Here is a 12,835-nt window from a genome sequence, read left to right on the forward strand (position 1 = left end):
TCGCGGCGCGAAAGGCATGTGGCGGAGAGACAGGGATTCGAACCCTGGAGACGGTCTCCCGCCTACACACTTTCCAGGCGTGCGCCTTCGACCACTCGGCCACCTCTCCGTGGCGTGCTGTTTAGCCTTCAAACATGGGGGCTTGCAAGGGGGTTTCTGTAGAAAATCAAACGGTGATTTTGCGGTGCAATGGATGGCTCACCCGGCTGCGGATCAGTCGTCTTCCGTCGGCTCGCCCTTGGTCGAAAAATCAATCTCCGCCGTCGCATCAGTCTTCGTGGCGGGCTGCGCTTTTTCCTGCTTCGAAGGCCCGGCTTGCGGGGGCTGATCCTTGCCTGTCAGGACCTCGGGATTACGCAGCCAGATATCACGCTGAGCAAACGGAATCTCGATACCCTCTTCGGCAAATCGACGGGCGATTTCGTGGTTCATGTCGGACTTGACGCTCAGCATCCAGTTCACATCCCGCAGGATCGCGCGGATTTCAAAGTCGAGGCTGTCGGCCCCGAATCCTTGAAAAATGATCCCCGGCGCGGGGTTCAGCACGACCATCGGATGCGCCTCTGCGATCTCTTGCAGGATTGACGCGACCTTATGCGTGTCATTGCCATAGGCGACGCCAACCGGAACAATCACCCGTCCCGTCAGGCTGCCCTTGGTCATGTTCATCACGACGCCGGAAATCAGGTCGGCGTTCGGGACGATCACATCGGCGCGGTCAAAGGTTTCGATCCGCGTCGACCGGACGGAAATCGAACGCACGTAGCCGGAATTGCCGCCAACCTCAATCCAATCCCCTTCCGAAATCGGGCGTTCAATCAGCAGGATGATGCCGGAGACAAAGTTTGATACGATATTCTGAAGGCCGAAACCGATCCCGACCGACAACGCACCCGCGACAATCGCAAGCGACGACAGGTCAATCCCCGCCCCGGTGATCGCGATGATCGCCGCAAGGAATATCCCGACATAGCCCGTGCCTGACACGATGGCGTTCCGCCCGCCGGTGTCGAGTTTCGTTTTCGGCAACACCGTATTGCGCAGCGTCGCCTGAACAAGCCGCGTGACGACGAGGCCGATGGTGAAGATGACCGCAAGCGTCAGGAAAACCGAGGGGGAGATGGTGGTTTCTCCAAAGGTGATCCCGTTGGTGAATTTCGTCCAGAACTCCCGCAGGGTGGCAACGCGCGCACCCCAGATCAGCGCGAACAGCGGTGTTGCGGCGAGCGTCAGGCCAAAGCCGATCAGGACGGGAACCAGCGCCTCATTCGCCGTTTCTCGGCTGCCGCTGAACAGCGCGTAGATGTCTGTGACCCAACGTTGCAAGATCAACAGCAAGGCAAACAGCGCGAGCGATACCGCCGTCGGATAGACCAGCGTGACCGCGGCGCTGTAATAGCCGATCGCGGCCAGCACAATCGCAAGGCCCGAGGCGAGCATTGCCGCCAACCCGATCATGCCGACCAAGCGGGCGCGGAAGGTCAGTTCCTCCGTCTCGTCGGAAATCCGCGTTCTATGATTACGGATCAAACGCCCAAGGCCGAAGGTCAGGATCGCGAACAAAACGATCAACGGGAACGCCAGCACCGACAGCGCGGTGTTGCTGTAGTTTTCAAACACCGCAAAGGCCGTCAGCAACACCTGCAAACCCAGCAGCAGACCAAGCCCGCCGGAAATCCAGCGGCCACGCGCGTTCTGTTCCGCGGTCAGGTCAAAATATGCGTCGTCGGCAGCGGCCTTCGGAAAAATCCGCATTCCCAACCAACGCGCCAGAAGGAAGGCAATCGCGGCCAACGGAATACCCGACAGCAACACATCGCCGCGCAGTCCGACAAATCCGGTGGCGTAAACGGCTTCGGTCAGGGCGAGCACGCCGAGGAAGGGCAACACGATCTGCCCGACAGTGCTGATCAGGCCGCATAGCCAATCACGCAGAATCGTCCGTTTGACCGATATCCGATCAACCAGCGCCTCTGTCCAGCGCCGGGCGCGCATGGCGAGCACTAACCCAATCGCAAATAAAAGCAGGATCAGCGGCAGGTTTTTCTTGAAAACGCTTTGCTGCGTCGGATCGGCCAGCGATACCGTAGTTTCCCGCGTAAACTCCCCCGTTGTTGCGCCGAATTCGCGAACGGCGTCTTCCCAGTTGATCGGGTTTAACGGTGTTGGCCACAGTTCAAGCAGCGCGTCGGTTTGCTGTTCGCGGATCAGCGTATCGATCTGGCTGACCAAGCCGTCCGCGCGGCTATGCGCCTCCTCCGCCCGCAACACGGGCACCCGCGCGACGGCGAGCGCTTGGGTCAGTTCGTCCCGTCGGGCGGTGATCTCCTCGGGCTCGCTCCCGTCTTCGGGGGCGGTGCCGAGGGCCGATAACTGCGATTGCAGCGTTTCGATCCGCGCACTGTTGGTGTTCTGAGCGTTGGCAAACCGGGTTCGCCACTCGGTCAGCTGCGCGCGCAGGTCTTCAAGCGCCAATTCGGACGCGCGGCCCGCTTCAACTGCGGCCTCCGCCCGGTCAGCAACCTTGGCCCATTCGTCGTAGTCCTCAGCACTAAGCCCATTCTGCGCAAATAGAGGCGTCGGGACGACAACCGCCGCCGTCGCGACGACCGCGAACAGACACACCAGAAGGAGGCGAAGCGTTGACATCAATCTACAAAAACACCGGGAATGCTGCGCGGCGCAGCATCAAGCCACGCTGGAACAGGCAACCCCTTTTCCGTCAGGAATTCCGGATTGAACAGCTTGGATTGATAACGGTTGCCGTAGTCGCAGAGGATCGTCACAATCCGATGCCCCGGCCCCATGTCCTTTGCAAGCCGGATCGCGCCGGCTACGTTGATGCCGGTCGATCCACCCATAACAAGGCCCTCCTCCCGAAGAAGGTCAAAGACAATCGGCAGCGCCTCGCTATCCGGTATCCGGTAGGCATGATCGACCTTTAACCCCTCAAGGTTCGCGGTGATCCGCCCCTGCCCGATCCCCTCAGTGATTGAGGTGCCTTCGGACGCAAACTCCCCTGTGGTGAAATAGCTGTAGAGCGCCGCGCCTTCCGGGTCGGCCAGTCCGATTTTCACGTCGGGCTTGCGCGCCCGCAATCCTTCGGCGACACCCGCAAGCGTGCCGCCTGAGCCGACCGCACAGATGAAACCATCGACCTTACCGTCAAGCTGTTCCCAAATCTCGGGCGCAGTGGTTTCGACATGGGCTTGGCGATTGGCGACATTGTCGAACTGGTTGGCCCATATCGCGCCCTGCGGTTCCGTCTTGGCAAGCTCAGCCGCCAGCCGTTCGGAATAGCGCACATAGTTGTTGGGGTTTTTATAGGGTGCCGCGGGCACCTGCACCAGCTCCGCGCCTGCCAGCCGGATCATATCCTTTTTTTCCTGGCTTTGCGTTTCCGGGATCACAATAACCGTCTTGAACCCCATCGCAGCACCAACCAACGCAAGGCCGATGCCGGTGTTGCCTGCAGTGCCTTCAACAATCGTGCCGCCGGGGCGCAACGTGCCTTTGGCCACCGCATCCTTGATGATGTAAAGCGCCGCGCGATCCTTGACCGACTGGCCGGGGTTTAGAAACTCCGCCTTGCCGTAGATATCGCAGCCGGTCTCCTTGCTTGCGCGGGTGAGTTTGATCAGAGGTGTCTTGCCGATCGTGTCTTCAAGATTTTCACAAATACGCATAGCGGTCCGGCCCCATTTCCTGTGGGCTCCTGTGTAGGACGCGGTTTTGCGGAACTCAAGCGGAGGAACGCAGCCTGTCGCGGTGTCTCGCCAACCACAGACCACAAAGGACGAGAGGGCCGACTTCGGCCTCTCCGCTTTCGATCAGGTCCATGAACGCATCGAAGCCAATGATATGCGTGCGAATGTCTTCCCCTTCGCCCGGCAGTCCACCGTAACCAATTCCGGTCTCAGGAAGGTCCGTAAGCCCCAGATAGCAATGGAAAAACTCTGTCGACGCGCCGGGCGTGGGATAATGCGCACTGACCGGCAGAAGGTCGGTCAGGGTCAGTCCCGCCTCTTCCTCCGCCTCGCGATGAGCGGTTTCAATGGGCGATTCACCGGCGTCGATCCGCCCCGCAATGGGTTCAAGCATCCACGGATGCAGATCGCCGCGCGAAAACGGGCCGACGCGGAACTGTTCAACCAGCAGAACACGGTCACGTTTCGCGTCATAGGGCAGCACGATCACGGCATCCCCCGAAATGAAGGCCGCCCGGCGCAATACACCGCTTTCGCCGCCGTCAAAGCGTTTGTGGCTGATTTCGTATTCGTCGAGCGCGAAGAAATCCTGATACGCACGGCGAAAGTTCTTCAAGCTGATATCGGAAAGATCGAAATCGGTTCTCTCTGACAGGGTCGGCTGCACAATCCGGCGCGAGGTGACAGTCGCCATCGCGCGAAGCATCGGTAAACGCCGCGATGCCTCTGCCGCGTCGATCTTGCCGTATAGCCGCATGACCTCTGTCGCCGCCTCAAGCGTGATGGCCGCGTATTGCGCAACAAAATCAGCCAAACGCCATGGCGCGCCAATCTCCCAGTGGCCCGGATCGGGGAAATAGACTTCGACGGGTTGGTCTTCACCCTCGGGCGTCAGCATCCGCAAGTTGTAGTTAAACCCGCCTTCGTAATAGTTCAGCCGGGCGGCATCCTCGGCGCTTGCCTCAAACACGATCCCCTCGGCGCTTGCGCCGGGTTCTTCGACGATGCAGGGAAAGATTTGATCTTTTACCCAGTAAATTGCGTGATTCAAGAGGGTTGCGTCGCGAACTTCATCTTTTCCCAGACCGCGACCAATCACCGCTTCCAATAGCGGAAGGTGGCACAGAGTGCCGTAGAAGAACATTCTTTTCGACATTGAGTCCTGCTTTGATTCACGCCCAACGGGCATCTGCAGCGTTTGTTACAAAAGCCGCAAGGATTCCGCCAATCAAAAGCGTTCCGATGATTTCCGGGGTGGCGATGATCTTGGCATATTCAATGCCAATCTCGAAAATACCGACGACGGCCTCGGTCGCACCGTCATAGGACTTGCGCAGGGAAAGCCGCACCATTTCCGTTGTTGAATGAATGAACAACGCGACGATCACCATCGCTGCCGTAGTGGTCAAACCGCCACCAACCGCGCCACGAAAGCCATAGCCTGCGCGCGGTCCCATGACTTTCCAGCCGCAGAATAGGCCAACGCCTGCATTGATAATGCCGAGCATTACGGTTCTGTCGCCATCGGGAAGAAGCGGGATAATCATGCCTGACACCAGAAAGGCAAGTCCGGCAAAACAGATGGCTCCGACAAGACGGGCGGCGGTTGGCATGATGCACCTGTAGTTTTGTTGTCTTTTTGAAAGAGAACCAGAAATCGGCCAATTTTGCAGCAGAAATCCGCCCTTTTCAGGATTTCCACGCTTCATAAGCATCAAGTGCGGCTTTGCGGCCATCCTTTAGCGCAACGATTGGGTCGGGATAAGGGTCGCTGGGTGACAAGCCCCAAGCCTTTGGAATGGCATCGAAATAGCTTTTCGCGGTCTCGGTCGGGTCAGATTGACCCTCAGCCAGCCAGCGGCGGATGTAGGTGCCGTCCCCGTCAAACTTCTCCGCCTGCGTTTCGGGGTTGAACACCCGGAAATACGGGGCGGCGTCCGGGCCGCATCCGGCGACCCACTGCCACCCCATCGCGTTTGATGCGGGATCCCAATCGGTCAGGCAGTCTTCGAACCACGTTTGGCCCACTCGCCAGTGTGTCATAAGATGCTTGGTCAGGTAGCTCGCCACGATCATGCGCACCCGGTTGTGCATCGTTCCGGTGACATACATTTCCCGCATACCCGCATCGACCAGCGGAACGCCCGTGCGCCCCTGCCGCCAGCGTTCGGCCTCATCGTTGTCATCGCGCCAAGGAAAGCCGTCCCACCCCTCGCGCCAATTCTCCGCCTCAATCCGGGGGGTGTGGTGGATCAGGTGATAAGCAAACTCGCGCCAGACGAGTTCTTTCAGGAAATGTTCGGCCCCATTCGCGCCCTCGTCCATCGCGCGGTGGCCAGCCTGCCAGATCACGCGGGGGCTGATTTCGCCGTAGGTCAGGTTTTCTGACAAGCCCGATGTCACCGGGCGGGCAGGAAAATCGCGTTCGGCCTTGTAGCGCCCGATGTATTCGTCAGTGAACCGGTAGAGGCGATCGCGAGCGGCGTCCTCTCCGATCGTTTGATGGGGAGCCACGATGTCCGCACCGCGGCGCATTGATGCCCCCAGAAACCAATCCGTCAGTTGATCCGTTGCAGGCCATGCGCCCGGCGAAGGCCACGCCCCCGGCGCGTTCAGCGGCGCGCCCGGATCGCGCCCGCGCACGGCCCGCCACATCGGGCTATAGACCTTGTAGAACCCGCCATCCTTGGTTTCGACTGTCCAAGGTTCAAACAACAGATGCCCGGCGAAGCTTTTCGCTTCTGCCCCCTCGTCTTTCAGGGCTGCCTTCACCTCGGTATCGCGCGCCTTGGAGGCTGCATCATAAAGCCGGGACCAGTAGACCGCACAAGCACCGGTTTCTTCAGTTAGCGCCCGCAGGACAGAAAGCGCATTGCCGCGCCGCAGGATCAGCCGCGCGCCCTTGTCAGACAGCGTTTTGGAAAGGTGCTCTACGGCCAAACCCAGCCGCCATTTTGGCGCGGCGCCAAGCCCCTCAACGGTTTCGTCGCAAATGAAAACCGGGATGACCGGCCGCCCGCTATCAATCGCGGCCCGCAAGGCCGGATGGTCGTGCAGGCGCAGATCCCGCCTGAACCACAGCAATACCGGGGATGTGTCAACCAAAGCTCAGATCACCTTGTCGAGCGCATCCAGAAGCTGCGCGATTTCATCTTCGTGCGTGTAATGCACGAAACTGATACGCAGGACGCCCTTCGCCGGATCAATGCCAAGCGCCTGAAGCGCCCGGACCGCGTAGAAATCCCCACCGCCAGCCATGATCCCGTGCTTTGCCAGTTCCGCGGCGGCGGGCTCCGCGGGGCCGTTCAGCTCCATCGCGACGGTCGGCGCGCGGCCCTCGGCATCACCCGGCCCTATCAATCGGGCGGAGTTCTTCTGGCCGATGTGATCCAGCACCGGTTGAAGCAGCTTCGTTTCCCGCGCGCGCATCAGGTCGTGCACGGCGGCGGCTCGCTCGAACGGATCGGCGCGGCCATCGAAGTGATGGGTGTAAAGCGCGTCCGCGTAGTCCGCCATGCCAGCGGATGCCGCAATCTGCGCATGGTCGGGCCCGGCTGGCGTGAAGCGCTTGTAGAGGGAATCCGCATTGAAATAATGCGCCTGGTTGGGCAGCGATTCACCCAGTTCCCGCTTGATGACCATGATTCCCTGATGCGGACCATAGGTCTTGTAGGCCGAGAACAGGTAAACATCCGGGTCAAGGGCCGCGACGTTCGGAATACCGTGGGGCGCGTAGCTGACCCCGTCAACGCAGGAATACGCGCCCGCCGCCCGCGCCATCTTGCAGATATCCGGCACCGGATTGACCTCTCCGACGACGTTTGAACAATGCGGGAAGCAGACCAGTTTGACCCTGTCGTCAAGCAGTCCGGCAAGCACCTCGGTATCAAGATGACCCGTTCCGGGGTCGATCTTCCATTCCCGCACCTCGATACCGTCGTCTGCCAGCCGCCGCCACGGGCCTGAGTTCGCCTCGTGATCCTGATCGGTCACGATGATCGCGTCCCCCGGCGACAGGTGCTGCCGGAATGCTTGCGCCAGCACATAGGTGTTCTGCGTGGTCGAGGGGCCAAAGCTGACCTCCTCCGTCGCGACACCCATCATCGCGGCAAGGCGCGACCGGGCCTCATCCATCTCCTCGCCCGCGAGGCGGCTTGCATCGTAGGGGCCGTAGGGCTGCACCTTGCGTTGGTGGTAGTAGCGGGTCAGCCGGTCAATCACCGGCTGGCAGGTATAGCTGCCCCCTGCGTTTTCAAAGAATGCCTGCCCCTGAAGGCCCGGCTCGGCAAAGGTGGGGAACTGTGCCCGCACGAATTCGATATCAAGCTTTTTCATGGGGCCACTCAATAAGAAAGCCCCCCGACACGCAAGCGCCGGAGGGCCAATTCTCAGCTATTACCGATCATTCAGGTTTCGCGCCGTTCGGCGACAAGTCCCTTGAAGATCGCCCAGCACATCAACAGCAGGATGATCGTGAACGGCAGACCCGTCGATATCACCATAGATTGAAGCGCTTGCAGGCCACCGCCGATCAGCAGCACGATCGCAACCGCGCCTTCAAAGATGCACCAGAACACGCGCTGCGGCACCGGTGCGTCGACCTTACCGCCCGCCGTGATCGTATCGATCACCAGAGAGCCGGAGTCAGACGACGTCACGAAGAACACGATCACCAGAACGATGCCCACAAACGACGTGATCGCCGCCAGCGGAAGCACATCCAGCATTTTGAACAGCTTCAGCTCCAGCGCTGCTTCCTGTGCGACGGTGTATCCGTCGGAGACAACCTGCTGGATCGCTGCACCGCCAAAGACCGACATCCACAGAACGCAGACCAGCGACGGGATCAGCAAGACGCAAATCACGAATTCGCGCACGGTCCGGCCACGGCTAACCCGCGCGATGAACATGCCGACGAAGGGGGACCAGCTGATCCACCAGGCCCAGTAGAAGGACGTCCAACCTTGGCTAAAGTTCACGTCCTCGCGTCCGAAGGGATTGGACAGCGCAGGCAGGTATTCCACATAAGCCACCAGATAGCTGCCAAACCCGGTCAACAGAACAATCGTCGGGCCGACGATCAGCACGAAGAACAGCAGAATGAAAGCAAGGCCCATGTTGATTTCCGAAAGCACCTTAACGCCGCCATCCAAGCCCCGCAGGACGGAAACCAGCGCGACTGCTGTAATCGCGGTGATCAGCACGACTTCGGTGGTGGATCCAAGCGGCACGCCGAACAATTCGTTCAGACCGGCACTCGCCTGCGTCGCGCCGAAGCCCAGCGAGGTCGCGAGCCCGAACAGCGTCGCAAACACCGCGAGCGTATCGATAATATGCCCAGTCCAGCCCCAGACACGATCCCCGAAGATCGGATAGAAGGCGGATCGGATCGTCAGCGGCAAGCCCTTGTTGTAGCTAAACAACGCCAGCGCCAGCGCAACGACCGCATAGATCGCCCAAGGGTGCAGACCCCAGTGAAAGATGGTCGCGGCCATGCCAAGGCGAATCGCCTCGGACTCATTACCCTCGGCACCGCCAAGGGGCGCCCAGTCTGTTCGCACGCCGTCTTCGCCAACGGCCACACCGCCAAGAGAGGATGAAAAATGGCTCATCGGTTCGGACACGCCGAAGAACATCAGGCCGATGCCCATACCGGCGGCAAACAGCATCGCAAACCACCCAAGATAGGTGTAGTCGGGCGACGCTTCCTGTCCCCCCAAGCGAACGCTGCCCCACGGGCTGACGATCAGGAACAGGCAAAACAGAACAAAAATGTTTGCAGCGCCCAGAAAGAACCAGTCAAAGCCCTTTGTGACGGCAGAAAACAGCCAGCTAAAGACGCCAGCGGATTGTTCGGGCAGCGCCAGCGCGTAAAAGACAAACGCTACAATAGCGAGACCCGAAATCGCGAAGACCGGGTTGTGAATGTCGAACCCAAGCGGCCCAAGTGTCCCGTCGATATTATCTTGTCCAATTTCGTAGTCGGTATCGATTATGTCCGCAGCACCTTCCGGTTCGGGAATGCCCTGCGAACTGGTTTCATCAGTCATACTGACCCTCTTGTTTGTGTCCGGAGCTGTCGGCTGATTATGGGTGGGAACCGCGCCAACAACGCGATCGCCTGGACAACGTCCAAGCGATCGGCCGGAAGTTTAAAATTTTTCTCTCGCGTCTCCGATAACGGCGATCAGAACACACACTACAAAGTTCGGCGCATAAGCGCCTGCTTTGATAACGCAAAAGACCAACGCTTGGTTCCCAGCATGTCCAAGCCCTAACAAAACAGCCGCCCCGGATGCAACCAAGGGGCGGCCGTTTCTTTTCATAGGCCCGCCCCGGCAGGGGCTTGGGCGCACGGCTTAGGCGTTGACGTCTACGACGACCCGGCCCTTCACCTGACCTTGCAGAATATCCGCGCCAAGCTTTGGCAGATCGCCCAGCGTCGCCGGAACGACCATCGATTCCAGCTTGTCCATCGGCAGGTCGCTGGCGATACGCTGCCACGCACGCAGGCGGTTGTCGTAGGGCTGCATCACGCTGTCGATCCCAAGAAGGTTGACGCCGCGCAGCAGGAACGGGATGACGGTCGCAGGCAAACCCGCGCCGCCTGCAAGGCCCACGGCGGCCACGGATGCCCCATATTTCATCTGGCCCAGCACGCGCGCCAGCATTTCACCACCGACGGCATCAACACACCCGGCCCAAGTCTCGCCCTCCAAGGGCCGCTTGGTGGTTTCGTTCAGTTCTTCCCGCGGGACGATTTGCGTCGCACCAAGGGATTTCAGGTAATCCGCCGTTTCGGGCCGCCCGGTGACACCCGCAACCTCATGCCCCAGCTTGGCGAGAATTGCGGTTGCAACCGATCCGACCCCGCCAGCTGCACCAGTGACCAGAACTGGCCCGTGACCAGACTCCAACCCATGATCTTCAAGCGCCATCACGGCGAGCATTGCGGTGAACCCGGCCGTGCCGACCGCCATCGCTTGCCGTGCATCAAGCCCTTCCGGCAGCGGAACCAGCCAATCGGCCTTCACACGCGCCTTCTGGCTGTAGCCGCCCCAATGCGCCTCACCGACGCGCCAGCCGGTCAGGACGACCTTGTCGCCAGGCTTATAGCGATCGTCGCTCGACTCCTCGACCGTGCCGGCAAAATCGATCCCCGGCACGTGCGGGTAGTTCCGCACCAGCCCGCCGCCGGGACCAATGCACAGCCCGTCCTTGTAGTTGACGGTGGAGTATTCGACGGCGACCGTGACTTCGGCATCCGGGAGATCGGACAGCTCAAGCCCCTTCACCTCGGCATGGGTCTTACCGTCTTCGTCCTTATTTACCACGAGTGCGTTGAACATCGTTCTACTCCTTATCTCCAGAATTTCTCTTGAACGGTTGCGGATCGCATCCCGTCCTGTGTTTCGACTTCGATGGCTGTTCCGGTGTCCCAATGGGTGCGGGCGATCATGCCCATCGCGACGTTGATTTTGTGATCGGGCGACCAGACCGCAGATTTGACCTGCCCAACCCGTTTCCCATCCGCGTAGACCGGCCACACGCGGTCGCAGGGCGGGATGTCGCCCTCAATCGCAATGGGGCGGATCATCTGCTTTGACCCTTCCGCCAGTTCTTCCTTCAAGGCCCGCCCGCCGAAACAATGATCGAGTTGCGAGGCATCCACGAACCGCCCCAGCCCGCATTCCAGCGGCGTGTTTTCGCGGGTCATGTCGTTGCCGTAGCTTAGCAACCCGCCCTCAATCCGCTCGATCAGGTTGGGACACCCGGCGCGGACATTCAGATCCTCGCCCGCCGCGAACAGCGCGTTCCACAGCGTCATACCGTTTTCCGTGCCTTCAACGTATATTTCAAACCCACCCTGCTTGGAATAGCCGGAGCGTGAGATCAGCGTTGGCCGTCCCTCAAAGCCAAACCGTCCGCAGCTAAAGAACCGCAGGGCGCGGACGCCATCGCCAAACACCCGCGCCATCAGGTCGTCGGATTTCGGGCCCTGAACGGCGAGGGGCGAGACATCGACCTCGCTCACCTCCGCGTCGAAACCCTGGGTGCAGGCGAACCCCTCGATCCACAGCAATAGGTCGCTGTCCGCAATGGAAATCCAGTAGGTGTCGGGCGCGGCCTGCATCAATACTGGATCGTTCAGCATCCCGCCCATTGCATCCACAACGGGAATATACAGGCACCGGTCCGCTGTCATCTTGTCAAGGTCGCGCGGGGTCAGGAACTGGATCATGCGCAGGGCGTCCGGCCCTTTCACCTGTATCTGCCGTTCGCAGGCGACATCCCAGACCTGCACATGGCGTTTCAGGTGGTGATAATCCGCCTCAAAGCTCTCGAAAACGGTCGGCAGTAGCATGTGGTTGTAAACGGTGTAACCCTTGACGCCCGCCGCCTCGACACCGTCGGAAAACGGAGTGCGACGGACGCGCCCGTTGGGTGAAATCCGCGCCATCAGATGTGATCCTTCAGATGAGACCGGACCTTCACCGCCCTGGACCTTTCCAGTCAATCGGACAAATCTCTGCCGATTTGCCGCCGAAATCCCAAACCCGGCCATGCGCCCGCAGCTTGGACCGCGTGCCTTGTGCGGCGATGATGTCCGGCCCCATCCAGTATTGGGAGTTCGTGATCATCACGGGATGCTCGGGGCTGGCGCCATCAATCATCTCAATCTCACCCTGAATTTTGCGCCCGACGGTGATCGCGCGGCGGCGGCCGTCCCGCTCAATCTCAACCGGGGCGCGTTCGGCACCAATGATTTCCGACACGAGCATGGTGAACAGCCCCGTGGTGCCGCCCGCCGCGCCGCTGAAAATCTTCAGCAGACCGTCATAAGCCGCATCGCTGGCCCGTTCGTCCACATAGGCCGCGACCTTCCAGTTGCCCTCGCCCATGCGGCCTGGAATATCGACCAGCAGACCGATGTTCAGCCCGCCGATGTCCTCTCCGTCGTAATGCCCTTCATCTACGGCAATTGCCATCCACGCGTGGCAATGCCCCTCAGTCGGTGGATGCGCGCCAAGGCTGACGACACATGGGCAGAACAATTCGCAGGAGCAGTTCAAAAACAGCTCCCCCTTCAGAACCCACTCGGGCTTTGTCTCCGTCGCATCTGCCAT

Annotated in this window: 10 protein-coding genes and 1 tRNA gene; all 11 read right to left on the reverse strand. The window is 60.3% G+C overall.

Translation table 11 applies throughout. The features are described 5' to 3' along the window. Positions 1-19: 19 nt before the first annotated feature. Positions 20-109, reverse strand: a tRNA-Ser gene (locus tag ACEWPJ_RS09055). A gap of 104 nt (positions 110-213) precedes the next feature. Continuing rightward, positions 214-2,649, reverse strand: coding sequence for a DUF3772 domain-containing protein (locus ACEWPJ_RS09060; RefSeq protein ID WP_416512582.1), 2,436 nt, complete (start codon positions 2,647-2,649; stop codon positions 214-216). Next, positions 2,649-3,686, reverse strand: a complete 1,038-nt coding sequence (locus ACEWPJ_RS09065; RefSeq protein WP_416512584.1) for a cysteine synthase A — start codon at positions 3,684-3,686, stop codon at positions 2,649-2,651. Before ACEWPJ_RS09065 ends, ACEWPJ_RS09060 begins: the two co-directional genes overlap by 1 nt. A 55-nt stretch (positions 3,687-3,741) precedes the next feature. Beyond that, positions 3,742-4,863, reverse strand: coding sequence for an NUDIX domain-containing protein (locus ACEWPJ_RS09070; protein ID WP_416512586.1), 1,122 nt, complete (start codon positions 4,861-4,863; stop codon positions 3,742-3,744). 16 nt (positions 4,864-4,879) lie between these two features. Next, positions 4,880-5,443 (reverse strand): TrgA family protein, encoded by a 564-nt coding sequence (locus ACEWPJ_RS09075; RefSeq protein ID WP_416512587.1) that lies wholly within the window; start codon positions 5,441-5,443, stop codon positions 4,880-4,882. Further along, positions 5,397-6,812 (reverse strand): cryptochrome/photolyase family protein, encoded by a 1,416-nt coding sequence (locus ACEWPJ_RS09080; RefSeq protein ID WP_416512589.1) that lies wholly within the window; start codon positions 6,810-6,812, stop codon positions 5,397-5,399. Before ACEWPJ_RS09080 ends, ACEWPJ_RS09075 begins: the two co-directional genes overlap by 47 nt. A 3-nt stretch (positions 6,813-6,815) precedes the next feature. Then, on the reverse strand, positions 6,816-8,042 hold the full coding sequence (locus ACEWPJ_RS09085) for an aminotransferase class V-fold PLP-dependent enzyme (protein WP_416512590.1): 1,227 nt from the start codon (positions 8,040-8,042) through the stop codon (positions 6,816-6,818). A gap of 71 nt (positions 8,043-8,113) precedes the next feature. Continuing rightward, positions 8,114-9,757 carry a BCCT family transporter gene (locus ACEWPJ_RS09090; RefSeq protein ID WP_416512592.1) on the reverse strand — a complete coding sequence of 548 codons (1,644 nt, stop codon included), beginning with the start codon at positions 9,755-9,757 and terminating at the stop codon, positions 8,114-8,116. A gap of 309 nt (positions 9,758-10,066) precedes the next feature. Beyond that, positions 10,067-11,056, reverse strand: a complete 990-nt coding sequence (acuI, locus tag ACEWPJ_RS09095; protein ID WP_416512593.1) for an acryloyl-CoA reductase — start codon at positions 11,054-11,056, stop codon at positions 10,067-10,069. Positions 11,057-11,067: 11 nt separating this feature from the next. Beyond that, positions 11,068-12,168, reverse strand: coding sequence for a dimethylsulfoniopropionate demethylase (locus ACEWPJ_RS09100; RefSeq protein ID WP_416512594.1), 1,101 nt, complete (start codon positions 12,166-12,168; stop codon positions 11,068-11,070). A gap of 31 nt (positions 12,169-12,199) precedes the next feature. Then, positions 12,200-12,835, reverse strand: coding sequence for a DUF1326 domain-containing protein (locus tag ACEWPJ_RS09105; RefSeq protein ID WP_416512596.1), 636 nt, complete (start codon positions 12,833-12,835; stop codon positions 12,200-12,202).

This window comes from Aliiroseovarius sp. YM-037 (assembly GCF_048060095.1).
GTDB lineage: Bacteria > Pseudomonadota > Alphaproteobacteria > Rhodobacterales > Rhodobacteraceae > JBLUOA01.

Excerpts from the sequence above, each read along its gene's own strand:
- ACEWPJ_RS09060 (WP_416512582.1), bottom strand. The coding sequence starts at position 2,649 with ATGTCAACGCTTCGCCTCCTTCTGGTGTGTCTGTTCGCGGTCGTCGCG.
- ACEWPJ_RS09065 (WP_416512584.1), bottom strand. The coding sequence starts at position 3,686 with ATGCGTATTTGTGAAAATCTTGAAGACACGATCGGCAAGACACCTCTG.
- ACEWPJ_RS09070 (WP_416512586.1), bottom strand. The coding sequence starts at position 4,863 with ATGTCGAAAAGAATGTTCTTCTACGGCACTCTGTGCCACCTTCCGCTA.
- ACEWPJ_RS09075 (WP_416512587.1), bottom strand. The coding sequence starts at position 5,443 with ATGGCCGCAAAGCCGCACTTGATGCTTATGAAGCGTGGAAATCCTGAA.
- ACEWPJ_RS09085 (WP_416512590.1), bottom strand. The coding sequence starts at position 8,042 with ATGAAAAAGCTTGATATCGAATTCGTGCGGGCACAGTTCCCCACCTTT.
- ACEWPJ_RS09090 (WP_416512592.1), bottom strand. The coding sequence starts at position 9,757 with ATGACTGATGAAACCAGTTCGCAGGGCATTCCCGAACCGGAAGGTGCT.
- acuI (WP_416512593.1), bottom strand. The coding sequence starts at position 11,056 with ATGTTCAACGCACTCGTGGTAAATAAGGACGAAGACGGTAAGACCCAT.
- ACEWPJ_RS09100 (WP_416512594.1), bottom strand. The coding sequence starts at position 12,168 with ATGGCGCGGATTTCACCCAACGGGCGCGTCCGTCGCACTCCGTTTTCC.
- ACEWPJ_RS09105 (WP_416512596.1), bottom strand. The coding sequence starts at position 12,835 with ATGGCAGATGCGACGGAGACAAAGCCCGAGTGGGTTCTGAAGGGGGAG.